This window comes from Amycolatopsis sp. NPDC051106, from assembly GCF_040682775.1.
Taxonomy (GTDB): Bacteria; Actinomycetota; Actinomycetes; order Mycobacteriales; family Pseudonocardiaceae; genus Amycolatopsis.
The window spans coordinates 33,008-55,885 of record NZ_JBFBBQ010000060.1; the positions used below are offsets into that span (position 1 = coordinate 33,008).

The 22,878-nt window shown below is 70.8% G+C and carries 19 protein-coding genes; 13 read left to right on the forward strand and 6 right to left on the reverse strand.

All coding sequences use genetic code 11. The features are described 5' to 3' along the window. Positions 1-177 precede the first annotated feature (177 nt). The 4 genes from AB0M83_RS33960 to AB0M83_RS33975 all read left to right on the forward strand — a co-directional run bounded on the left by AB0M83_RS33960 (position 178) and on the right by AB0M83_RS33975 (position 5,012). Positions 178-2,310: a discoidin domain-containing protein gene (locus AB0M83_RS33960; RefSeq protein ID WP_364523305.1), complete on the forward strand. Its 2,133-nt coding sequence runs from the start codon at positions 178-180 to the stop codon at positions 2,308-2,310. Between the two features lie 559 nt (positions 2,311-2,869). Beyond that, positions 2,870-3,304 carry an XRE family transcriptional regulator gene (locus AB0M83_RS33965; RefSeq protein ID WP_364523307.1) on the forward strand — a complete coding sequence of 145 codons (435 nt, stop codon included), beginning with the start codon at positions 2,870-2,872 and terminating at the stop codon, positions 3,302-3,304. Positions 3,305-3,323: 19 nt separating this feature from the next. Then, positions 3,324-3,914 carry a hypothetical protein gene (locus tag AB0M83_RS33970; protein ID WP_364523309.1) on the forward strand — a complete coding sequence of 197 codons (591 nt, stop codon included), beginning with the start codon at positions 3,324-3,326 and terminating at the stop codon, positions 3,912-3,914. A 9-nt stretch (positions 3,915-3,923) separates the two neighbouring features. Next, positions 3,924-5,012 (forward strand): hypothetical protein, encoded by a 1,089-nt coding sequence (locus AB0M83_RS33975; RefSeq protein ID WP_364523311.1) that lies wholly within the window; start codon positions 3,924-3,926, stop codon positions 5,010-5,012. A gap of 16 nt (positions 5,013-5,028) precedes the next feature. On the opposite strand, the gene AB0M83_RS33980 is transcribed toward AB0M83_RS33975, so the two are convergent. Together AB0M83_RS33980 and AB0M83_RS33985 are read right to left on the reverse strand one after the other, a co-directional pair. Beyond that, positions 5,029-5,541 carry a 2'-5' RNA ligase family protein gene (locus AB0M83_RS33980; RefSeq protein WP_364523314.1) on the reverse strand — a complete coding sequence of 171 codons (513 nt, stop codon included), beginning with the start codon at positions 5,539-5,541 and terminating at the stop codon, positions 5,029-5,031. Between the two features lie 33 nt (positions 5,542-5,574). Next, on the reverse strand, positions 5,575-5,994 hold the full coding sequence (locus tag AB0M83_RS33985; protein ID WP_364523317.1) for a hypothetical protein: 420 nt from the start codon (positions 5,992-5,994) through the stop codon (positions 5,575-5,577). Positions 5,995-6,149: 155 nt separating this feature from the next. On the opposite strand from AB0M83_RS33985, the gene dinB reads away from it, so the two are divergent. From dinB to fdhD, 4 genes are all read left to right on the forward strand, one after another. Next, complete coding sequence (gene dinB / locus AB0M83_RS33990) at positions 6,150-7,340, forward strand: DNA polymerase IV (protein WP_364523319.1); 1,191 nt, start codon at positions 6,150-6,152, stop codon at positions 7,338-7,340. 671 nt (positions 7,341-8,011) lie between these two features. Next, positions 8,012-8,422, forward strand: coding sequence for an Lsr2 family protein (locus AB0M83_RS33995; protein ID WP_364523321.1), 411 nt, complete (start codon positions 8,012-8,014; stop codon positions 8,420-8,422). Positions 8,423-9,040: 618 nt separating this feature from the next. Next, a complete protein-coding gene (locus AB0M83_RS34000; RefSeq protein WP_364523323.1) occupies positions 9,041-10,351 on the forward strand; it encodes an MFS transporter in 1,311 nt (436 codons plus the stop codon). Between the two features lies 1 nt (position 10,352). After that, complete coding sequence (fdhD, locus tag AB0M83_RS34005; RefSeq protein ID WP_364523325.1) at positions 10,353-11,186, forward strand: formate dehydrogenase accessory sulfurtransferase FdhD; 834 nt, start codon at positions 10,353-10,355, stop codon at positions 11,184-11,186. On the opposite strand, the gene AB0M83_RS34010 is transcribed toward fdhD, so the two are convergent. Genes AB0M83_RS34010 through sucC form a run of 4 tightly spaced genes read right to left on the reverse strand, consistent with a single transcriptional unit; the run spans position 11,174 to position 14,561 of the window. After that, positions 11,174-12,106, reverse strand: coding sequence for a LysR family transcriptional regulator (locus AB0M83_RS34010; protein ID WP_364523327.1), 933 nt, complete (start codon positions 12,104-12,106; stop codon positions 11,174-11,176). The two genes, fdhD and AB0M83_RS34010, sit on opposite strands and share 13 nt — an antisense overlap. Further along, positions 12,106-12,531: a carbonic anhydrase gene (locus AB0M83_RS34015; protein WP_364523329.1), complete on the reverse strand. Its 426-nt coding sequence runs from the start codon at positions 12,529-12,531 to the stop codon at positions 12,106-12,108. The genes AB0M83_RS34010 and AB0M83_RS34015 overlap by 1 nt, the downstream gene beginning before the upstream one ends. Next, positions 12,531-13,412, reverse strand: coding sequence for a succinate--CoA ligase subunit alpha (sucD, locus tag AB0M83_RS34020; protein ID WP_364523331.1), 882 nt, complete (start codon positions 13,410-13,412; stop codon positions 12,531-12,533). Before sucD ends, AB0M83_RS34015 begins: the two co-directional genes overlap by 1 nt. A 3-nt stretch (positions 13,413-13,415) precedes the next feature. Then, on the reverse strand, positions 13,416-14,561 hold the full coding sequence (gene sucC, locus AB0M83_RS34025; RefSeq protein ID WP_364523333.1) for an ADP-forming succinate--CoA ligase subunit beta: 1,146 nt from the start codon (positions 14,559-14,561) through the stop codon (positions 13,416-13,418). A gap of 283 nt (positions 14,562-14,844) precedes the next feature. Between sucC and AB0M83_RS34030 the strand changes: the two genes are divergently transcribed. The 5 genes from AB0M83_RS34030 to AB0M83_RS34050 all read left to right on the forward strand — a co-directional run. Beyond that, the gene (locus AB0M83_RS34030) at positions 14,845-16,581 is read left to right on the forward strand and encodes a thiamine pyrophosphate-binding protein (RefSeq protein ID WP_364523335.1); all 1,737 of its coding nucleotides are present in this window, start codon (positions 14,845-14,847) and stop codon (positions 16,579-16,581) included. A gap of 11 nt (positions 16,582-16,592) precedes the next feature. Next, positions 16,593-17,822, forward strand: coding sequence for a formyl-CoA transferase (gene frc / locus AB0M83_RS34035; protein ID WP_364523337.1), 1,230 nt, complete (start codon positions 16,593-16,595; stop codon positions 17,820-17,822). Continuing rightward, entirely contained in the window at positions 17,823-19,949 is a 2,127-nt protein-coding gene (locus AB0M83_RS34040; RefSeq protein WP_364523339.1) for an acetate--CoA ligase family protein, read from the forward strand. 103 nt (positions 19,950-20,052) lie between these two features. Continuing rightward, positions 20,053-21,435, forward strand: a complete 1,383-nt coding sequence (locus AB0M83_RS34045) for an OFA family MFS transporter (RefSeq protein WP_364523341.1) — start codon at positions 20,053-20,055, stop codon at positions 21,433-21,435. A gap of 55 nt (positions 21,436-21,490) precedes the next feature. Beyond that, positions 21,491-22,878, forward strand: a 1,388-nt coding sequence (locus AB0M83_RS34050) for an OFA family MFS transporter (RefSeq protein WP_364523343.1), incomplete at its 3' end; no start/stop codon positions are given.

A 22,878-nucleotide genomic window follows, 5' to 3' on the forward strand; every position in this document is an offset into this window, starting at 1 on the left:
GCTCTCCAACAGCATGCGCATCCAGCCGCCGCCGTGTCAAGGAGTACCCGGACCGGCCACGAGACAGCGATTGTCCGATTCCTCGCCGAATCTTGACAATGCGGGGGCCGGTGCCGTTCCATCGGACGCGCCGGAGAGCGCTCTCCAATCTCCGTCCCCTGTCGTACGGGAGTCATCGTGGACCGACCGTCGCTCCTCCGTGCCGTCCCGGCACTGGTGGCCCTGCTGGTGCTGGGGCTGCTCGCCGGCCCGTCCCCGGCGCACGCCGCCACCTTGCTGTCCCAAGGCAGACCCGTGACGGCGTCGAGCAGCGAAGGCGCGGGAACCCCGGCGTCGGCGGCCGTCGACGGTGACGCCGGCACCCGCTGGGCGAGCGCCTGGAACGACCCGCAGTGGCTGCAGGTCGACCTCGGCGCGTCCGCGGACATCAGCCAGGTCACGCTGAACTGGGAAGCGGCCTACGCGACTGCCTACGAAATCCAGGTTTCGGACGACGCCAGTACATGGCGGACTGTGTACAGCACGACGACGGCGATAGGCGGCATACAGAATCTCGCCGTCACGGGCAAGGGCCGTTACGTGCGCTTCTACGGCACCCACCGCGTCGGCGGCTACGGCTACTCGCTGTGGGAATTCCAGGTCAGCGGCACTCCGGGGACGCCGACGCAGGACGGTCCCGGCGTCACGCGGGTGACCGGTACGCAGGGCAACTGGCAGCTGACAGTCGACGGGACACCGTGGACCGTGAAGGGGCTCACCTGGGGCCCGCCGGTCAGTGAAGCGGCCACGCGGATGCCGGAGCTGCACTCGATCGGCGTCAACACGGTCCGCACCTGGGGCACCGACGGCACCACCCAGCCCCTGCTCGACGCCGCCGCGGCCAACGGCATCAAGGCCATCAGCGGCTTCTGGCTGCAACCCGGCGGCGGCCCGGGCAGCGGCGGCTGCGTCGACTACACGACGGACACCGCATACAAGAACACGATGCTCGCCGAGATCCAAAAGTGGGTCACTGCCTACAAAGCACATCCCGGCGTACTGATGTGGAACGTCGGCAACGAGTCGATCCTCGGCATGCAGAACTGCTACTCCGGCACGCAGCTGGAACAGAACCGGATCGCCTACACCCGCTTCGTCGACCAAGCCGCGCAGGCGATCCACGCGATCGACGCCAACCACCCGGTCACGTCGACCGATGCCTGGACCGGCGCCTGGCCGTACTACAAGGCGTACGCGCCGAGTCTCGACCTTTACTCCGTCAACTCCTACGCCCAGGTCTGCCAGGTGAAGCAGGACTGGCTCGCGGGCGGCTACGCGAAGCCGTACATCATCACCGAGACCGGCCCGGCCGGTGAGTGGGAGGTGCCGGACGACGCGAACGGCGTGCCGGCCGAGCCGACCGACCAGCAGAAGCGCGACGGCTACGTCAACGCCTGGAACTGCGTGCTCGCGCATCCCGGTGTCGCGCTGGGTGCGACGCTCTTCCACTACGGCACCGAGGGCGACTTCGGCGGCGTCTGGTTCAACATCACCACGGGCAACGAGAAGCGGCTTTCCTGGTACGCCGTCCGGCGGATCTACAGTGGACAGACGGGTGGGAACACGCCGCCGGTGATCTCGTCGATGAACCTCAGCCGCAGCACCGACGTCCCGGCGGGCGGCACGTTCACCCTGACGGCCGGGGTGTCCGATCCGGACGGTGACCCGATCACCTACACCATGGGCTACAACAGCAAGTACATCAACGACGCGGCCGGGCTGATCCCGGCGCAGTTCACCGGGAACGGGACGTTCACCGTCACCGCGCCGCAGCAGCTGGGGGTGTGGAAGATCTACCTCTACGCCCGCGACGGACACGGCAACGTCGGCATCGAGACGCGTTCGCTGCGTGTGGTCGCCCCACCGGTGCCGGGCACGAACCTGGCCCGCGGCGCGGCGACCACGGCGTCGACCTACCAGGCCGACGGGCCCGGCGCGCCCTACCCTCCGCAGGCCGCGACGGACGGCAATACCGCGACGCGCTGGGCGAGCGCGTGGGCCGACCCGCAGTGGCTGCAGGTGGACCTGGGTAGCCGGCAGGCGTTCGACCACGTCCAGCTGGTCTGGGAGTCGGCCTTCGGGAAGGCCTACGAGATCCAGGTCAGCGACGACGCGGCGAACTGGCGATCGGTGTACGCGACGACCTCGGGCGACGGCGGCGCCGACGACCTGGCGATCTCGGCCACGGCTCGGTACGTGCGGATGTCCGCGACCCAGCGCGGCACCGGGTACGGCTACTCGCTGTACGAGTTCGGCGTCTACCGCCGGTAAGCCGGCCCGGGAGAGAGTTCGACCCACTCGGCGCCACCAGGCTGGAAGCACGGCTTGGTGGCGCCGGGCATGCTCGCCATCTCGCCAACCGTGATGCCCCTTCAGCCACGCGAGATGCGCGCCCGATCACGCGAGATGCGCGCCCGATCACGCGAGATGCGCGCTCAATCACGCGAGATGCGCGCTCAAGCACACGCGATGCCCGGCCAACCACGTGCGACATTCCTCGCCTGCGCAACAGCTCGCCCGCGTGAAGCTCAATCGGCTGAGGTCCGTGCCAGGACGGTACTTTTGCCGGACCACGCCCCGTCCCCGGCGCCCTACGCTCCCCATGATCGCGCTGAGGTGGGGCGGCGCGGCGGGAGCGCGGGCTGGGCGCGTGGCCACCCCCAGCGGCCACGTGACTTCGCCCCGCGGCCGCTGCGCCACCCCGGGGTCCGATGTCCTGTTTTCGAAACACCGAACGGGAGTATCGTAGTCTTTCCGGGACAGGCTGTGTCAAGTTTTCGGAACAGCTACGCTGATGGTTGTCACGTTTCCTGGCTGAAGGTGGTGTGTGGTGAGCGATGAGCGCAGTTTCGCCGAACGACTGGCGCACTTGATCGCGACCGTGCACCCGCCGGACCGCAAGCCGTACTCGTACCGGGAGATCGCGCACGGCGTCGCCGACCAGACCGGCGTGACGATGTCCGCGACCCACGTCCAGCAGCTCGCCGTCGGCGCGCGCAAGGACCCCAAGCGCTCGCACATCCAGGCCCTCGCCCAGTTCTTCGGCGTGCCGGTGACGTACTTCTTCGACGACGAGGTCGCCGGACAGGTCGATCGTCAGGTCGAGGACGTCGTCGCGTGGCGCGACACCGAGGCGCGGCACCTGGCGCAGCGGGCCATGCAACTCTCGCCACGCGATCGCGAGACCGTCACGGCGCTGCTCGATCAGCTGGCCGGCTACGACGAAACCCGGCGCCGCGACGGCCGGCGGCGGAAGCCGGAGTGACGGCGGGAATTCGGCTACGATGACCTCGTCCGTGATCGCGCCCCGGTGCACCCGGCTGGCGCCAGGTGACCGGGGAGGACCCATCGACGAGCGCGGCCTGACGGACCTCCGGGCCCGCGCCCGGCAGCGGGTGCGGACCGTGCTCGCCGCCGTCCCGGTGCCCCGGCCGTGGTCGATGAACGCCTGGGTCGACGGCCTCGAGGCCTGGCGCGGGCGTGAGATCGACCTCGTGCCGGTCGAGTACCGGCCCGGCCGGCCGTCGGGCGCGTGGCAGGCCCGGCCGGACTACGACCTGATCGCCTACGTCGAGCACACGTCGGCGCTGCACCAGGACCACATCATCGCCCACGAGCTCGCCCACATGCTGTGCGCGCACACCGGGACCTGCCAGATGTCGGAGTCCGAAGCCGCTCAGCTCGCGCCGGACCTGGCGCCGCAGGCGCTGTCGCACCTGCTGACCCGGGTGACTACCGGCACCGACGAGTACGAGGCCGAGCTGATCGCGGTGCTGCTGATGAGCGCGGCGACGAGCGAACCACCCGCCGTTCAGCCGGGCGCGTCCGGCCGGGCGGCGGATCAGGCTAGGCGGCTGGCCGCACTCCTGGGATAGTCGCGTCTCGTGATCGACATACTGTTCGTCGGGGTCGGGCTTTTCGCGTTGGCCATCGGAATCTGGCGGGCGGTCCGTGCCCGGCGCACCGGGGCGGGCACCGGCCTGGCCGTCTCGTTGATCGCGCTCGGCGCGGCGTTCTGTTTCCTCTCCAATCGCGCGCAGCAGTTCGAGAGCGAGCTCTACCCGAGCCTCGGCCGGCTGCTGTCGAACCTCGCGACGATGGTCGCCGCCTACGGGATCGGGCTGACGGTCGCGGAGATCAGCGGCACCCGCGACCGCGGCCGGCGCACGCGGCTGGTCGCGCTGGGCGTCGCGCTGGTGCTGCTGACCGTCATGTTCTTCAGCACGCAGGACCTGCCGCGCGGCGTCGGCGTGTTCGACGCGCTCTACGGCACGCACCCGACGCTGGTCGTCTACGTCTTCGTCTACACGGTCTACCTCGGGTTGGCGGTGCTCGACATCGGCGTGGTGGCGGCGGTGACGGTCCGCGCGAGCGGCGGCGCATTGCGCGCCGGTCTCGCTCTGTTGTTGCTGGCCTCGGCGTTCGCGATCGCCTACCTCGCGGGCAAGATCGTCTCGACGATCCGGGCGCTGCAGGACGACCACCCGGCGAAGGCGTTGTGCCGCGGACCGTTCTCGACGCTGCCGTGCACGCTCGACGTCGGGTTCCCGGCGGTGTCGGTGCTGCTCATCGTGGTGGGGCTGACGATCCCGTCGATCCCGGGTCTGGTGGCCGGCCGCCGCGACGCGAAGACGCTCCGCCTGCTGCGGCCCCTGCGTGCGCACCTGACCCGGCGGTTCCCGGAGATCGTCCGCATCGACCCGGGCGGCCCGTCCCGCCGCGAGCGGCTGCTGACGGCGATGAGCGAGACGAACGACGGTTTGATCCTGGCGGGGGTGACGCCGGAACTGGCGGCGCCGGCCGCGGCTCGGCTGGTGCGGGACCTGCCGGACGAGCCGGGGGAGGAGGAGCCGCCGCCGGTCGCCCAGGCGGAGCCGTTCGCCGCCGACGTCGCGCGGCTTCGCGCTATCGCGCTTGCGTACCGGAAATTGGACGGCGAGACAGCGGGCGAGGTCGCCGGCTCGGTGCGGTGACTTCGCGGCGCGCGGCTCACCCGGTGAAAGGCGCGTCCAGCCGCGGCTGCCAGCCGTGTTCGGTGAGCGCCACCAACTGCAGCGACGTCGCGTGAGCGGTCAGCGGCAACAGCGGCCGCACTTCGTCGCCCACCCGCGAAAGCGTCTCCTCGTCGCCACCCATGGCGACCGTCACGTGGGCTGGCGGACGAGGACCGAACCGTCCACCGTAGGGCGCGACCTCCGGCCACCGGTCGCACACCGCATCAGTGATCGGCTGGAGCGAAGGAGCCGGCAGCGCCACGAACCCCGGCGTGGTCAGCAACTCGGCGAGCCGGACAGAAGCGGGCGCCACAGCCGAAGCGAGCGACCGGACCGCGGCCAGCACCGTCGGAGTCACCGAGTCGTCCGGCAGGAAGGGGTACAGAGCCGTCACGTGGGCGGGCAACCCGGGACGGACCACAGCCGGATCGACCCGCCGGGCCGCGGCGAGCGCCGGTTCGGCGCCGGGTAGCAGGATCACCAGCGCGGTGGTTCCGGGTTCGGGCACTCCCGCATCATGGCAGTCAGGCGACCACAGCACTCAAGCGGCAGCCGTCTCCGGGAACCTTCCCGAGCGGGCCAGCGCGAGGCTGCGCCGGCACAACTCCACCAACTCCAGGTTCGCGCGGCTTCGCGGGCTGCGGCCGCACAACCCGCAGTGGATCGCCACCTCGCCGGTCAATTCGTCCACCGCGACCAGCGCCTGGTGGTCGCACCTGCGGCACCACCGGTACCCGATCGCCGGGTTCGTGTGCACCGGGGACGAGACGCAGTCGTGCAGCCAGCGGCGGTGCGTGCGGCACGTGACGCGGTCGGTCGCGTCCAGCCGGCCGTCGTCCTCGGCGTGGTCTTCGCCCGCCAGCGTCGAAGCCAGCAGTGGCTGCCGCGCCGCCGCCGGCTGGTCCTGCGGGTTCGGACTGGCCCACGCGTGGTGGTCGCCGCATCGGCACTTCTCGGACATGTCGCCCCCAGTGGTCGGGTCGTACGATCCGTCGAGTGTGACGGCGGCAACAGAGGGTGGACAACCGGGAAAACGCTCAGTTTCGACCAGCGGCAGGGGTTCCGCGGCGGACGGAGAAGCGGACATCGGCGCCCGCGTATGCGAACATATGTTCTATGACCGACGAGGGGCCCATCCTGCACGCCGACCTCGACTCGTTCTACGCGTCGGTGGAGCAGCGCGACGATCCGGCCCTGAAAGGGCGCCCCGTGATCGTCGGCGGTGGGGTGGTCCTGGCCGCGAGTTACGAGGCCAAGGCCTATGGCGTGCGCACCGCGATGGGCGGCGCGCAGGCCCGCCGGCTGTGCCCGCACGCCGTCGTCGTGCCGCCGCGGATGTCCGCGTATTCGGCCGCGAGCAAGGTCGTCTTCGAGGTCTTCCACGACACCACCCCGTGGGTGGAAGGCCTCTCGATCGACGAAGCCTTCCTCGACGTCGGGGGGTTGACGAGGATCGGCGGACGGCCCAGTCACATCGCCGAACGGCTGCGGGCCGACGTCGCCGAGCGCGCCGGGCTGCCGATCACGGTAGGGGTTGCGCGGACGAAGTTCCTCGCGAAGGTCGCCAGCCGCGTCGCGAAGCCGGACGGCCTGCTGGTCGTCCCGCACGACGCGGAGCTGGAATTCCTGCACCCGCTGCCGGTCGGCGCGCTCTGGGGCGTCGGCAAGGTCACCGCCGAGAAACTGCGCGCGCGGGGGATCACGACGGTCGGCCAGCTGGCGGAGTCCGAGCCGGTGGACCTCGTGAGCATGCTCGGCCGGGCGGCGGGCGGGCACCTGCACGCCTTGGCGCACAACCGCGACCCGCGCCGCATCGAAGTCGGGCGGCGCCGCCGGTCGATCGGCGCCCAGCGGGCGCTCGGCCGCGGCCGGCGGACCCCGGCCGAGCTCGACGTGGTGCTGGTCGCGCTGATCGACCGGATCGCCCGCCGGCTGCGCGCCGCCCGCCGCGTCTGCCGCACGGTGACGATCCGCCTGCGCTTCGCCGACTTCACCCGCGTCACGCGCTCCCGCACGCTGCACGATCCGACCGCGGGCACGGGCGTCCTGCTCGCTGCGGCGCGGGAGCTGCTCGTGGCCGCCCTCCCGCTGATCGCCGACCGCGGCATCACCCTGCTGGGCGCGGCGCTGTCCAACCTGGCCGACGAAGATCCGTTCCAGCCGGCGCTGCCGTTCGAGCGGCAACGGGCGACCCAGCTCGACACGGCGCTGGACGCGGTGCGGGACCGGTTCGGCAAGGCGGCGGTCACCCGGGCGGTCCTGCTCGGCCGCCCGGACGACCTCGAAGTGCCCCTGTTGCCGGATTGACGGCCGAACGGGCTCACGCTGTCCGCCGCGACGGGTGCGACGGCGCCGGCGTAACCGTTTCCGGCCCATTTCGGGTCTGAAACCGCCGGGATCCGTCAATGTGGTGAAAATCGCCTTCCGCGTCAGGTACCTGGTGACCCGGGCCGGCCGACGAACACGGGGTGAACGGGTCGAGTCCACTCTGGACGAGCCGTTCCGGACCGGGTCGGTTTCGGAGCCGACCGGGATGCGTCCCGATGAGCGAACGAATCGATCCCCGTGCCCAGAATCACATACTGGTCTATACCGGAATGGGGCGAAAGAAGTCGTCATTCGGTGAACAGGCCTGGTACGGGCGTCGGCCGAAGGCGCGGGGACACGATCGGCTCGGCATCGACGAGTAAATGTGCCGCTCGTGCGGCGGCCGTGGTGAACGCCGTGCGGGGAGCACTAGCGGAAAAGTCGACGGGATCGTGTCGAACAGGGTACCGATTCGATTTCGACTGTATCACGATACAAATATCCGCCGCGAGAACGCGCATTCCGGCTCCGGTGCGGTCACTCTGGACGGGGACGACGCGGTCGCCCGGCGGCCATTGTGGACGCTTGCCGGGTGTCGCGCGTGCCGGACGGGATTCGACAGGTTAGGGTCTGTCCGACCGTGTTCTGGAGAAGATGAGGAACGACGAACCATGGCGCAACGGGTGCACGTCGAGATGGTGGACGACCTCGACGGGAGCGAGGCTTCGCAGACCGTCCCCTTCAGCCTTGACGGGGTGACGTACGAGATCGACCTGTCCGAGGACAACGCCTCCGCGCTCCGGGACGAGCTCGCCCGCTTCGTCGCGGTCGCGCGGCGGACCGGTGGCCGCAAGGTGCGCCTCGCGACCGGCCAGTCGCTGTCGGGCTCCTCGAGCTCGGGCACCGACCGCGAGCGCAACCGGCAGATCCGCGAGTGGGCGCAGGCCCACGGCTACGAGGTCGCGGAGCGGGGCCGGCTGTCGAGCGAGATCATCGCGGGCTTCGAGGCGGACCAGGCCGCGGCCGCCGAGCCGGCCGAAGTCAAGCCGGCGCGCAAGCGGGCGTCGCGCAAGAAGGCCTGACGTCGGAACTGCTTGCCGGACAAGGAACTCCGCGCGATCGCATCGGGTGAGCGCGACCGCGGCGGAGTTCGGTGGCGGTGTTTCGCGCGCCTGGGATCGGGGAGATCCCGGCGCGCGAAAAGGCACGCCTGCGGGTGTGGTCCGCCGAATCGACGGGCCGGGCAGCCGGGCGCGGTACTCGTCCCGGCTCGCGTTTGTTTGTTTCCCACTGTGCCTTCTTCGCCCGGTGGATCGGGTTCGCCGGGACTGTCCTGATCGGCTCGTCGCGGGCCGGACGGTCGCTCTCCGTCGCGTGTGGATCTTCCGCCGGCGGCACGCGGACATTTCCCGGCCGGTAAAGCTTGTCGGAGGTGCCTCCGATGGCCAGACTGGCAGTGCTCCACGCGGCCGGTACCGCGCCGGAGCACGGCCCGGTGGCCGCCTCCTCCCTCGATGGCCGCCGGGCCGCCTTTCTCTCCCCTTCGAGAGCGCGCTGTGTGTCGAGTCGCAGCTGACGCCGCGAAGCGCTTCGTGAGGCCGATCGAGCACCCCTGTAGACAAGCGGCCGCGATAGGCGGACACTCAGACTACTTCATACTGCATACAATCTGCAGTCGAGGCGCTGAGGAGGCGGTCACGATGACCGAAGTCCGCGAGCTCCGGGACGTCTACGGACGCCGGTACCGCGTCGGGGAGTCCGACCGGGAGCTGCTCGGCCGGCCGCGGACGTGGATCACCTGGCTGGCCGCCGCGGCGATGCTCGCCGCCGGGGTGCAGCAGTACGGCTTCGGCGCGATCGTCCCCGAGCTGAGCCGGGCGCACGGCTGGACCTTCGGCGGCGTCGTCCTGTCGCTCGCGGTGTGGGCGATCTGCCAGGCCGGCACCGCGTTCCCGGCGGCGTGGCTGCGGGAACGCGGCTTGCTCCCCGCACCCGCGGCGATGGCGGCCGGTGCGGTGCTGTGCGCCGCCGGACTGGTGACGCTCGGGCACGCGACCAGCCTGCTCACCGTGTTCCTCGGCTACTCCGTGCTCGGCGGGCTCGGCACCGGCCTGGTCTACGCGACCTGCGTCGGCGCGGTGCTGGCCTGGTTCCCGGACCGGACCGCGCCCAGCGCGGGCATCGTGAGCGGCGCGTTCGCCTACGGCAGCGTGCCCTTCGTCGTGCTGGCCGCCGCTCTGCCGGCCGCGCGGCCGGCGCTCCTGGACGTCACCGCGGCCGTCGTGCTCGTCGTGATCGCCGGGTGCGGCGCCCTGCTGCGCTATCCGCCGCGACACTGGTGGCCCGCGACGCCCGAGCCCCGCGCCTGGGCCCTCGACCGGGCGCACAACCGGCGGCCGGCCGTCCGGCACTACCGGCCGGCGGAGCTGTTCCGGTGTGGCGCGACGCCGGCGCTCTACCTCGTCGTCGTGCTCGCGGCCGCCGTGCTGCTGTTCGATCTCGCTTACCTGGCAACCTTCGTCGCCGAGCGCAGCGGGCCCGGGCTCGCGGCTGCCGCGTTGGGGTTGCTCGCCGCGGCGACCGGCAGCGGGCGGGTGCTCATCGGCCGGCTCGCCGACCGGCTCGGCCGGCACCGGATCCTGCGGTTCGCGCTGCTCGCGGGCGGTCTCGCCCAGTTCGTCCTCTTCTACTCGGGCGAACACCGGCACGCCGTCGGGCTGTTGCTGGGCGTCGCGCTCGCCGGTCTCGGAAACGGCTGCTGCTACACGCTGCTGGTCGGCCTCGTGCGCGAATACTTCGGCGAGGAGTCGGCGGCGCAGAACTTCGGGATCCTGTATTCGGCCAAGGCCGTCGGCGCGGTCGTCGGGATCGGGCTCGCTGCGCTCGTCGTGACGTCGCACGGGTTCTTCGGCGCGTTCGCCGCGGCCGGGGTGCTGAGCCTGGCCGGTGCGGTGCTGTCCGGACGGCTGACCCAGCCGGGCCGGCCCAAGTCGCTGCTGCCGGCGGCCTGACGTGGGGCGGATGACCAGCCGGCGCCGGGTGCTGCGCGTGCGCGACGGCGTGCCGACCGCGCGCCCGGACACGCTGACCGTCGAGGAACCCCTCGAGATCCGGGTGGCCGGGAAAGCGCTGTCGATCACGATGCGGACCCCGGGCGACGATTTCGACCTCGCGGCCGGGTTCCTGGTCGGCGAGGGCGTGGTGCGGGCGGCCGCGGACCTTCATTCGATCCGCTACTGCGCCGGGGCCACGGCCGACGGCGGCAACACGTACAACGTGCTCGACGTCGTGCTCGCGCCGGGCGTCGCACCGCCGGACGCGTCGGTGGAACGGAACTTCTACACGACATCCTCGTGCGGGTTGTGCGGCAAGGCGAGCCTGGACGCCGTCCGGACGACGGTGACGTGGCCGATCGCGGACGACCTGTTCGGCACCGACCCGGCGTCGCTCGCCGGGCTCCCCGACGAACTCCGCGCGGCGCAACGGGTCTTCGACCGCACGGGCGGCCTGCACGCGGCGGGGCTCTTCGACGCCGAAGGGAAGCTGCTGTGCCTGCGCGAGGACGTCGGCCGGCACAACGCGGTGGACAAGGTCGTCGGCTGGGCGACCCGCGAAGGCCGGCTGCCCCTGTCCGGGACGGCGCTGATGGTGAGCGGGCGGGCGTCGTTCGAGCTGGTGCAGAAGGCGGCGATGGCCGGGATCCCGCTGCTGGCGGCGGTTTCCGCACCGTCGTCGCTGGCGGTGGACCTGGCCGCGGAGCTGGGGCTGACGCTGGTGGGGTTCCTGCGCGGCACGTCGATGAACGTCTACACGCGACCCGACCGGCTGGGATTTCAGCCGAGCTGAGCGAGCAGGGCGGCGACGGCGGCCGAGGGGTCACCCCGGTGCAGCGCGCCGAGCTGCCACGGCGGCGGCCGGTCGAACCGCCGGACGGTGAGGTCCGGGAACCGCGCGGCCGCCGACGCGGGCAGGACGCAGGCGGCCAGCCCGGCCCGCACGAGCCCGGCGGCGACGGCAGGATCATCCACCTCGAGCGAGCGCCGGCGGCAGGGAAACGCCTGGTCGACGGCTTCGCGAAGGGCCCACCCCGGCGGGAAGTCCACGAGGGACAGTTCGGAGAGATCGGCGGGTGCGGAAGGTGAGCCGCCGGGCGCGGTGGCGAGGACCAGTTCATCGCGCGGGAGCGGAGTGGTGACCAGGTCGTCGGGTGCCGGGCGCGGAAGAGAACCGGGGGCGAGGTCCTTCGTGGCTGACCCGGCCGCGAGGTCGGCACCGCCGTCTGCGGCGGCGTGACCGTTGAGACCCGCAGAATACTCAGCCGAAGCGCCGCAGCTCGCGACCACCGTCAGTACCACGTCCACAGTGGACTGCCGGAGAACCGTTCCCACCGCACCGGCCCGAACCTGCAGCACCTCCACCGCCAACGCCGGGTGGACGTGCCGCAGCGCCGCCAGCGCCCGGTGCCAGTCCGCCAGCAACCCCGGGCACACCCCGAGCCGGACCCGGCCGCCCACCGGCGAGACGGCGGCCCGGGCTCGGGCCGCCGCGTCCAGGGCCGCCCGCGCGGCGGGCATGAACGCCTCGCCGGCGGGCGTCAGGACCACCCGGTGCGTCGTGCGGTGGAACAACGGCGTCCCCAGGTCGCGCTCCAGCGCACGGACCACGGTGGACACCGTCGACTGGACCGTCCGCAGCCGCTGCGCGGCCGCCGTGAAGCCGCCTTCCTCGGCGACCGCCACCACCACCGCCAGCTGGCGCAGCTCCATCACGGCACCTCGTCGAGCGCGCCGGTCCGTTCGTCGAGGACGTAGCCGCGCACGGCGTCGGTGTGCCGCAGGAACGGGGACGCCCGCAGCCGGGCGATGCACTGGCGGATGTCCTGGACCGGGTCGGTGAACGTCTCCGCCGCCCAGCCCGGCCGGATCCCCGTCGTCGATTCCAGGCGCCGGGCGAAGTCCGTGTCCGTGAACTTCCGCATGCCGCAGTCCTGGTGGTGGATCAGCACGATCTCCCGCGTGCCCAGCAGGTGCTGGCTCACCGTCAGCGACCGGATCGCGTCGTCGGTGACCGCGCCGCCCGCGTTCCGGATCACGTGCGCGTCGCCGTCACCGAGACCGAGCAGCCGGTGGACGCTGAACCGCGCGTCCATGCACGCGAGCACCGCCAGCTTCAACCGGGGCTTCGCGAACATCAGCCCAGCACCTCGCGCACCAGCGCCGCCGTCTCGCTCGGCGTCCGCCCGACGCGGATTCCCGCCGCCTCCAGTGCTTCCTTCTTCGCCGACGCGGTGCCGGCCGAGCCGGAGACGATCGCGCCCGCGTGACCCATCGTCTTCCCCTCCGGCGCGGTGAACCCGGCGACGTAGCCGACGACCGGCTTCGAGACGTTCGCTCGCACGAAGTCCGCGGCGCGCTCTTCGGCGTCGCCACCGATCTCGCCGATCAGCACGATCAGGTCCGTCTCCGGGTCCTTTTCGAACGCCTCGACGGCGTCGATGTGCGTCGTCCCGATGATCGGGTCGCCGCCGATGCCGACGCAGGTCGAAAACCCGATGTCGCGCAGCTCGTGCATGAGCTGGTAGGTCAGCGTGCCGGACTTGGACACCAGCCCGATCCGCCCCGGGCCGGTGATGTCGGCGGGGATGATGCCCGCGTTCGACTTCCCGGGGGAGATGATGCCCGGGCAGTTCGGCCCGATGATCCGGGTCCGCCCACCCGCCGCGATGGCGTGCGCCCACAGCCGGGCGGTGTCGTGCACCGGAACGCCTTCGGTGATCACCACCGCGAGCCCGATCCCGGCGTCGACAGCTTCGATCACGGCGTCCTCGACGAACGGCGGCGGCACGAACAGCACGCAGACGTCGGCCCCGGCGGACGCGATCGACTCCGCGACACTGCCGAACACCGGCAGCGACCGACCGGAGATCTCCACGTTCTGCCCGGCTTTGCGCGGGTTGACGCCGCCGACGACGGTGGTCCCGGCCGCCAGCATCCGCCGGGTGTGCTTGGCGCCTTCGGAACCGGTGATGCCGGAGACGACGATCCGGCTGGTCTCGTCCAGGAAGATGGCCACGTCTCAGACCTCCGCGATCGCGAGCTTCGCCGCCTCGCGGGCGGCGTCGTCCATGGTGGCCACCACGGTGACCAGGGGGTGGGCGGCTTCGGCGAGGATCCGCCGGCCTTCGGTGACGTTGTTCCCGTCGAGGCGGACGACCAGGGGCTTGGTGGCGCGGGCACCCAGGATCTCCAGCGAGCGCACGATCCCGGTCGCGACGGCGTCGCACGCGGTGATCCCGCCGAAGACGTTGACGAACACGCTGCGCACCTGCGGGTCGCCGAGGATCACGGTCAGGCCGTTCACCATCACTTCGGCCGAGGCGCCGCCGCCGATGTCGAGGAAGTTCGCCGGTCCGCGCGCGCCGGCTTCCGCGGCGGCCGCGGCCACGACGTCCAGAGTGGACATGACGAGGCCGGCGCCGTTGCCGATCACGCCGATGTCGCCGTCGAGCTTGACGTAGTTGAGGCCCCGGGAACGCGCCTCCCGCTCCAGCGGGTCACCGTCGTGGGGGTCCTCGAAGGACGCGGAGCGCCGGAAGGAAGCGTTGTCGTCCAGGGTGATCTTGCCGTCGAGGGCGACGATCCCCGTCGACGTGCTGGCGAGGGGATTGACCTCGACGAGCGTGCAGTCCTCGGCGACGAACACGTCCCACAGCTTCTCGACGACGCCGGCGATCTCGCCGCGGACGTCGGCGGGGAACCCGGCGGCCACCGCGGCCGCGTCGACGCCGGCGAGCGCGTCGACCGGCACCCGCACCAGGGCGTCCGGCCGCGACGCCGCGACCTCCTCGATCTCCATCCCGCCTTCGGTCGACGCCATGGCGAGGAACGTCCGCCCGGCGCGGTCGAGCAGGAAGGAGACGTAGTACTCGTCGGCGATCTCGCTGGCTTCGGTCACCAGGACGCGGTGCACGGTGTGGCCCTTGATGTCCATGCCGAGGATGTCGTCGGCGGCCTGCTCGGCGTCATCGGCTGTATGCACTACGCGGACACCACCCGCCTTGCCGCGCCCGCCGGTCTTCACCTGGGCCTTCACCACGACCGGGCCGCCGAGTTCGGCGGCCGCGGACCGGGCCGCGGCGGGATCGGCGGCGACGCGGCCACGGGGGACGGGTACGCCGTACTTCTCGAAGAGGTCTCGGGCTTCGTGTTCGAAGAGGTCCATGCGGGGGCGTCCTTTCCGCGGCGGGGCTGGGCAAGGAGGTCCGCCGTGTCCGGGCACGGAGTGGCGGTCCGCGGGGCCGGGTCGAAGCGCCGGAAAAACCCTGCGGATGGCCCTGGACACGGGCTGCTTGAGGAGTGACTATATGCCTACCCCATACGGTATGCAATCTACAGTCTGCCGCGAAGAGGCCGCTGACCTCGACGGACAGGGGGCGGCGGCGAGCGGACCGGAGTACGGAGCGCCGGACAAGAGAGATCCGGCGGCGGACCAGAGGAGTTGAGCAATGGCGCTGACCACGACCGGCACCACCGCGGGGGAGAGTGCCCGAGCGACGAACGGCGCCGAGCCCGCGCCGACCGAGATATCCGGCGGCCACCTGGTGGCGAAAGCCCTCAAGGCCGAAGGCGTCGACACCATCTTCACCTTGTGCGGCGGCCACATCATCGACATCTACGACGGCTGCGTCGACGAAGGCATCCAGGTCATCGACGTCCGGCACGAGCAGGTCGCCGCCCACGCGGCCGACGGCTACGCGCGGATCACCGGCAAGCCCGGCTGCGCGGTGGTCACCGCCGGCCCCGGCACGACCGACGCTGTCACCGGGGTCGCGAACGCCCTGCGTGCGGAGAGCCCGATGCTGCTGATCGGCGGCCAAGGTGCCCTCACCCAGCACAAGATGGGGTCCCTGCAGGACCTTCCGCACGTGGACATGATGACGCCGATCACCAAGTTCGCCGCCACCGTGCCGCACACCGCGCGCGTCGCCGACCTGGTCTCGATGGCGTTCCGCGAGGCCTACGCCGGCGCACCCGGGCCGTCGTTCCTGGAGATCCCGCGCGACGTCCTCGACGCGCGCGTACCGCTGGAGCAGGCCCGCATCCCGGAAGCCGGCCGCTACCGCGCGTCGACGAAGAACGCCGGTGACCCCGCCGACATCGAGAAGCTCGCCGACCTGCTGGTGCACGCCAAGAAGCCGGCCATCCTGCTCGGCAGCCAGGTCTGGACCACACGGGCCACCGAGCCGGCCGTCGACCTGGTGCGCACGCTGAACATCCCGGCGTACATGAACGGTGCCGGCCGCGGCACGCTGCCGCCGGGCGACCCGCACCACTTCCAGCTCTCGCGCCGGTACGCCTTCGACAACGCCGACGTCATCGTCATCGTCGGCACCCCCTTCGACTTCCGGATGGGCTACGGCAAGCGGCTGTCGAAGGACGCCACCGTCGTCCAGATCGACCTCGACTACCGCACGGTCGGCAAGAACCGCGACATCGACCTCGGCATCGTCGGTGACGCCGGGCAGGTGCTGGCCGCCGTCGCGCAGGCCGCGTCCGGCCGCGGTGACAACGGCGCCGTCGCCCGCAAGGTCTGGCTGGAAGAACTGCAGGCCGTCGAGGAGAAGGCGAAGCAGAAGCGGCTGCCGCTGCAGCACTCCGACGCGAGCCCCATCCACCCGTACCGGCTGGTGCACGAGATCAACGAGTTCCTCACCGAGGACTCGATCTACATCGGCGACGGCGGCGACATCGTCACCTTCTCCGGCCAGGTCGTGCAGCCCAAGTCGCCCGGCCACTGGATGGACCCCGGCCCACTCGGGACGCTCGGCGTCGGCGTCCCGTTCGTGCTGGCCGCCAAGCACGCCCGGCCGGACAAGGAGGTCGTCGCGCTCTTCGGCGACGGCGCGTTCAGCCTCACCGGCTGGGACTTCGAGACGCTCGTGCGGTTCAACCTGCCGTTCGTCGGGATCGTCGGCAACAACTCGTCGATGAACCAGATCCGCTACGGCCAGGCCGCGAAGTACGGCCTGCCGCGCGAACGCGTCGGCAACACCCTCGGCGACGTCCGCTACGACGAGTTCGCCCGGATGCTCGGTGGCCACGGCGAAGAGGTCCGCGACCCGGCCGACATCGCGCCGGCGCTGCAGCGGGCCCGCGAGTCCGGCAAGCCGTCGCTGATCAACGTCTGGGTCGATCCCGACGTGTACGCCCCCGGAACCATGAACCAGACCATGTACAAGTGAGCGGAGGCCACATGGGTAAGGCACTGGAGGGCGTGCGCGTCCTCGACATGACGCACGTGCAGTCCGGACCGTCCTCGACGCAGCTGCTGGCCTGGCTCGGCGCGGACGTGATCAAGCTGGAGACCCCCGGCCGGGGCGACATCACGCGCGGCCAGCTGCGCGACCTGCCCGGCGTGGACAGCCTCTACTTCACGATGCTGAACGCCAACAAGCGCAGCATCACGCTCAACATGAAGTCCGACGAGGGCAAGGAGGTCTTCGAGAAGCTCGTGTCCGGAGTGGACGTCCTGGTCGAGAACTTCGGCCCGGGCGTCGTCGACCGGTTCGGCTACCCCTGGGACAAGCTCTCCGCCCTGAACCCGCGGCTGATCTACGCCTCCATCAAGGGGTTCGGGCCCGGCCGCTACGCCGACTTCAAGGCCTACGAGGTGATCGCGCAGGCCATGGGCGGCGCGATGAGCACCACCGGCTTCGAGGACGGCCCGCCGACCGCGACCGGCGCGCAGATCGGCGACTCCGGCACCGGCATCCACCTGGTGGCCGCGATCCTCGCCGCGCTGTTCCAGCGGACGTCCACCGGCCGCGGCCAGCGCGTCCAGGTCGCCATGCAGGACGCCGTGCTCAACCTCTGCCGAGTCAAGCTGCGCGACCAGCAGCGCCTGGCGCACGGGCCGCTCGGCGAGTACCCGAACGACCAGTTCGGCGACGAGGTCCCGCGCTCGGGCAACGCCTCCGGCGGCGGCCAGCCCGGCTGGGCGGTCAAGTGCGCGCCCGGCGGGCCGAACGACTACATCTACGTGATCGTCCAGCCACCCGGCTGGGCCCCGCTCGCCCGGCTGATCGGCAAGGACGAGCTGGCCGAGGACCCGGCGTGGGCGACGCCGGAGGTCCGCCTGTCCAAACTGGACAAGATGTTCGCCCTCGTGGAGGAGTGGACCGAAAAGCACTCCAAGTGGGAAGTGATGGAGAAGCTGAACGCGCACAACATCCCCTGCGGCCCGATCCTGTCCACGAAGGAACTGATCGAGGACGACACCCTGGCCGAGCTCGGCTCGGTCGTCGAGGTGTCCCACCCGGAGCGCGGCAGCTTCAAGACCGTCGGCTGCCCGCTCAAGCTGTCCGACTCGCCGGTCGAGATCGAGCGGTCGCCGCTGCTGGGCGAGCACAACGACGAGGTGCTGGCGGAACTCGGCTACGGCGAAGCCGAGCTCGAGAAGTTCCGCGCGGCGGGGGTGATCTGAGTGGTGGATCGAGCAGCGGTCGAGAAGATCCTCGACCGGGCAGCCGCCGACGGCCGGTCCTCGCTGACCGCGCCCGAGGGGCGTGCGGTCTGCGAGGCCTACGGCATCCCGACCCCGGCCGAGCGGCTGGCGACCACGGCGCACGAAGCCGTGGCCCACGCCGAAGAGATCGGCCTGCCGGTCGTGCTCAAGATCGTCTCGCCGGACATCCTGCACAAGACCGAGGCCGGCGGCGTGCTCGTCGGCCTGAAGGACGCCGAATCCGTGAAGGCGGGCTTCACGAAGATCGTCGACAACGCCAAGGCGTACGACGCCGGCGCGCGGATCCTCGGTGTGCAGGTGCAGCAGATGCTCGCCGAAGGCCAGGAGGTGATCATCGGCTCCGTCACCGACCGGACCTTCGGGAAGATCGTCGCGTTCGGTCTCGGCGGAGTGCTGGTCGAGGTGCTCAAGGACGTCACCTTCCGGCTGGCGCCGACCAGCACCGAGGAAGCGCTTTCGATGCTCGACGGCATCCAGGCCGCGGAGATCCTCCGCGGGGTCCGCGGTGCCGAGCCGGTCGACCGCGACGCTCTCGCCGCGGTCATCACCGGGCTCGGGCAGCTGGTCGCGGACTTCCCGCAGCTGTCCGAAGTGGACCTCAACCCGGTGCTCGCGACGCCGTCCGGCGCCACCGCGGTCGACGTCCGGATCCTGGTCGACCCGGACGCGGCGAAGGAACCCTTCCGGTTCACCCAGGAAGAGATCCTCGCCTCGATGAACCGGATCATGAAACCGGCGTCGATCGCGGTGATCGGCGCGTCGGCCGAGGCCGGCAAGATCGGCAACTCGGTGATGAAGAACCTGGTCAACGGCGGCTACGCGGGGGAGATCCACCCGATCAACCCCAAGGCTGCCGAGATCCTCGACCGCAAGGCCTACGCCAGCATCACCGACGTGCCCGGAGACGTCGACGTCGCGGTGTTCGCCATCCCGGCGAAGTTCGTTCCGGCGGCGCTGGAAGAGGTCGGCAAGAAGGGCGCGGCCGGCGCGATCCTCATTCCCTCCGGCTTCGGCGAGACCGGCAACATCGAGCTGCAGGACGAGGTCGTCGCGATCGCGCGCAAGCACGGCGTGCGCATCCTCGGGCCGAACATCTACGGCTACTACTACACGCCGGAGAACCTGTCGGCGACATTCTGCACGCCGTACGACGTCAAGGGCGGCGTGGCCCTGTCGTCGCAGAGCGGCGGCATCGGGATGGCGATCCTCGGGTTCAGCCGCTCGGCGAAGATGGGCGTGTCCTCGATCGTCGGCGTGGGGAACAAGGCCGACATCGACGAGGACGACCTGCTCACCTTCTTCGAGCAGGACGAGAACACCGAGCTCATCGCCATGCACCTCGAAGACCTCAAGGACGGCCGGTCGTTCGCCGAGACGGCGAAACGGGTGTCACGGCGCAAGCCGGTCGTCGTGCTCAAGGCCGGGCGGACGTCGCAGGGCGCCAAGGCGGCCAGCTCGCACACCGGCGCCCTGGCCGGCGACGACAAGGTCTACGACGACATCCTCCGCCAGAGCGGCGTGATCCGGGCCCCCGGGCTGAACGACATGCTCGAGTACGCCCGCGGCATCCCGCTGCTGCCGACGCCGAAGGGCGAGAACGTCGTCATCATCACCGGCGCCGGCGGCTCGGGCGTGCTGCTCTCGGACGCCTGCGTCGACAACGGGCTCGACCTGATGGAGATCCCGCCGGACCTCGACACGGCGTTCCGGAAGTTCATCCCGCCGTTCGGCGCGGCCGGCAACCCCGTCGACATCACCGGCGGCGAGCCGCCCTCGACCTACCGCAACACGATCGCGCTGGGCCTCGAGGACGACCGCATCCACGCCCTGATCCTGGGCTATTGGCACACCATCGTCACCCCGCCGATGGTGTTCGCGGAACTCGTCTCCGAAGTCGTCGAGGAATACCGCGCGAAGGGCATCCACAAGCCCGTCGTCGCGTCGCTCTCCGGTGACGTCGAAGTCGAGGAGGCGAGCACCTACCTCTACGCCCACGGGATCGTCGCCTACCCGTACACGACCGAAAAGCCCGTGGCCGTGCTCGGCGCGAAGTACCGCTGGGCCCGGGCCGCGGGCCTGCTCTGAACGTCTTCCACAGGGGCTGGCCCGACCACACGGAAAGGACGATGATCCACCCGCACGACGGCAGCAGAGGGATTCGAGTCAATGGTGACGAAAGAGAACTCTTATGACCGCAGCTACGTACCAGGAGATCACTGACCCGAACGGGCGGGTCTACCGGGTCGGCGAATCCGACCGGGACATCATGGGCAGACCCCGGTGGACGATGGTCGTCCTGCCCTGGGTGGCCATGATGGCCATCAGCTCTTCGGAATACGCGTTCACTTCGGCCGAGGACACGCTGTCCGCGGCGCACGGCTGGCACGGCGCACACATCTTCTGGCTGCTGGCCGTCTGGGTGTTCTTCCAGGCGGCGGTCGCCTTCCCGGCGGGCAAGATGCGGGAGAGCGGCCGGTTGTCCGCCCGGTCCGCGATGCTGCTCGGCGCGGTCGGCACCGTGCTCGGCTACGTGGCATTGGCCTACTCGCCGAGCGTGTTCTGGGCGTACCTCGGGTTCGGCCTGTTCGGTGGCGGTGGCGCCGGGTTCGTCTACGCGACCTGCATCAACATGGTCGGCAAGTGGTACCCGGAGCGCAAGGGCGGGAAGACCGGCTTCGTCAACGGCGGGTTCGCCTACGGGTCCGTGCCGTTCATCTTCATCTTCACGAACTACCTCGACCTGGGCAACTACGGCGCCATCCTGCCCGCGGTCGGGCTGTTCCTGGCCGCCGCCGTCGCGGTGAGCGGGCTCTTCTTCCGCGACCCGCCGAAGAACTGGTGGCCGGCGCACGTCGACCCGCTGAAGGTGCCGGACGACCCGCGGGTGCGCCGGGCGCTGGCGAAGAACCCGCCCGCCGTCAAGCAGTTCACCCCGCGGGAGGCGGTCCGGACCGGGATGCTGCCGCTGATGTGGATCTGCCTGCTGTGCACGGCGGGGGTGAACATCTTCGGCATTTCCGCGCAGGTCCCGTTCGGCAAGGAAATGGGCTTCGCCGGCGGCATCGTCGCGCTGGCGATGAGCCTGAAGGCGGTCATCAACGGCGCCGGGCGCGGCGTGATCGGCTGGATCTCCGACCGGTACGGGCGGCGGCAGACGCTGCTGCTGGTCTGCGTGGTCCTCGGGCTGGCCCAGGTCGCGGTGTTCCTGTCCGGGTCGATCGGCAGCATGCCGCTGTTCCTGCTGGCGTCGATGGTCTCCGGGTTCGGCGGCGGGGCGATCTTCCCGTTGTTCGCCGCGCTGACCGCCGACTACTTCGGCGAGAACAACAACGCCAGCAACTACGGCCTCGTCTACAGCTCGAAGCTCGTCTCCGGGATCGTCGGGGCGGGCCTCGGCAAGCTGGTCATCGACAGCTGGGGCTACGGCGCGGCCTTCTACCTGGCGGCCGGGACGAGCCTGCTGGCCGCGGGACTGGCGCTGTTCCTCCGCCAGCCGGGCCGCAAGCCCGGCGGGAAGCGCACCCTGCTCGCCGAAACCGAGCTGGTGGCGCGACCGGCGGCTGCCGGCTGACCCGGGTCGCCGCGCACAGAGGGAGACAAGTCAACGGTGACGAAAGAGAACTCTCATGACCGCAGCTAGGTACCAGGAGATAGTCGACGACAACGGACGCGTGTACCGGATCGGCGAGACCCCGCACGACATCATGGGGCGCTCGCGCAGCTGGATGGTCTGGCTGCCGTGGATCGCCATGATGGCGGTCAGCGTGTTCGAATACGGCTGGGGCGCCGTCGAGGGCACCCTCGAGGAGAAATACGGCTGGACGCTGTCGGACGCGTTCTGGCTGGCCAGCATCTGGGCCGTGTTCCAGGCCGCGGTCGCCTTCCCCGCCGGGCGGTTGCGGGAGAAGAACATCGTGTCGGCGAGGACGGCGATGCTCGCCGGCGCGGTGTGCAGCGCGATCGGCTACTTCACCATTTCCCACAGCGGCAACCTCGTGCTGGCGTTCGCCGGCTATTCCGTGCTCGGCGGCATCGGCGCCGGGCTGGTGTACGCGACCTGTATCAACATGGTCGGCAAGTGGTACCCCGAGAAGCGGGGTGCGCGGACCGGCTTCGTCAACGGCGGGTTCGCCTACGGCGCGGTCCCGTTCATCTACGTGTTCGCCGCCTTCCTCACCCCGGCCAACTACTCGGTGATCCTCGACGTCATGGGCGTCTACATGCTCATCGCCGTCGGGATCTGCGGGTTCCTGTTCAAGGACCCGCCGAAGAGCTGGTGGCCGCACGACGTCGACCCGCTCGGCTGGGTCCGCGACCACCGGTCCAAGAGCGGGGGACTGGCGAAGAACCCGCCCGCGGTGAAGCAGTTCTCGCCGGTGGAGGCGGTCCGGACCGGGATGCTGCCGCTGATGTGGGTGTGCCTGGTGATCATCGGCGGGGTTTCGCTGTTCGGCATCAACTTCCAGGTGCCGTTCGCGAAGGTGAGCCACTTCGGCGCGTTCGTCGCGGCTTCTTCGGCCGGGGTCCTGGCGATCGTGAACGGCACCGGCCGCGCGGTCGTCGGCTGGGCGTCGGACAAGCTCGGGCGGCGGCAGACGCTCACGCTCGTGCTGGTGATCGCGGCCGGCGCGCAGTTCGGGGTGCTGTACGCCGGGAACACCCACAACCTGGTGCTGTTCATGGTGTTCGCGTTCCTGACCGGCTTCGGCAGCGGCGCGTTCTACCCGTTGTTCGCGGCACTGGTGCCGGACTACTTCGGGGAGAACAACAACGCCTCGAACTACGGCCTGGTCTACAGCGCGAAACTGGTCGGTGGCGTCGGCGGCGGCGGGCTCGCCGCGGGGGTCATCAGCGTGTGGGGCTACACCGGCGCGTACGTCCTCGCCGGGTGCATCGCGCTCCTGTCGGCGGTGCTGACGCTGTTCCTGCGCCAGCCCGGCCGGAAGCGGGGCCCGCCACCCCCAACCACACAGGGGGGGCGACCCTGGGGGGGCGCCGCGCGGGGGCCCCACGA

Bases quoted from the DNA above. Each gene is read 5' to 3' on its own strand.
- AB0M83_RS33970 (WP_364523309.1), top strand. From the start codon at position 3,324: ATGACCTCGTCCGTGATCGCGCCCCGGTGCACCCGGCTGGCGCCAGGT.
- AB0M83_RS33985 (WP_364523317.1), bottom strand. From the start codon at position 5,994: ATGTCCGAGAAGTGCCGATGCGGCGACCACCACGCGTGGGCCAGTCCG.
- dinB (WP_364523319.1), top strand. From the start codon at position 6,150: ATGACCGACGAGGGGCCCATCCTGCACGCCGACCTCGACTCGTTCTAC.
- AB0M83_RS33995 (WP_364523321.1), top strand. From the start codon at position 8,012: ATGGCGCAACGGGTGCACGTCGAGATGGTGGACGACCTCGACGGGAGC.
- AB0M83_RS34000 (WP_364523323.1), top strand. From the start codon at position 9,041: ATGACCGAAGTCCGCGAGCTCCGGGACGTCTACGGACGCCGGTACCGC.
- AB0M83_RS34010 (WP_364523327.1), bottom strand. From the start codon at position 12,106: ATGGAGCTGCGCCAGCTGGCGGTGGTGGTGGCGGTCGCCGAGGAAGGC.
- AB0M83_RS34015 (WP_364523329.1), bottom strand. From the start codon at position 12,531: ATGTTCGCGAAGCCCCGGTTGAAGCTGGCGGTGCTCGCGTGCATGGAC.
- sucC (WP_364523333.1), bottom strand. From the start codon at position 14,561: ATGGACCTCTTCGAACACGAAGCCCGAGACCTCTTCGAGAAGTACGGC.
- AB0M83_RS34030 (WP_364523335.1), top strand. From the start codon at position 14,845: ATGGCGCTGACCACGACCGGCACCACCGCGGGGGAGAGTGCCCGAGCG.
- frc (WP_364523337.1), top strand. From the start codon at position 16,593: ATGGGTAAGGCACTGGAGGGCGTGCGCGTCCTCGACATGACGCACGTG.
- AB0M83_RS34045 (WP_364523341.1), top strand. From the start codon at position 20,053: ATGACCGCAGCTACGTACCAGGAGATCACTGACCCGAACGGGCGGGTC.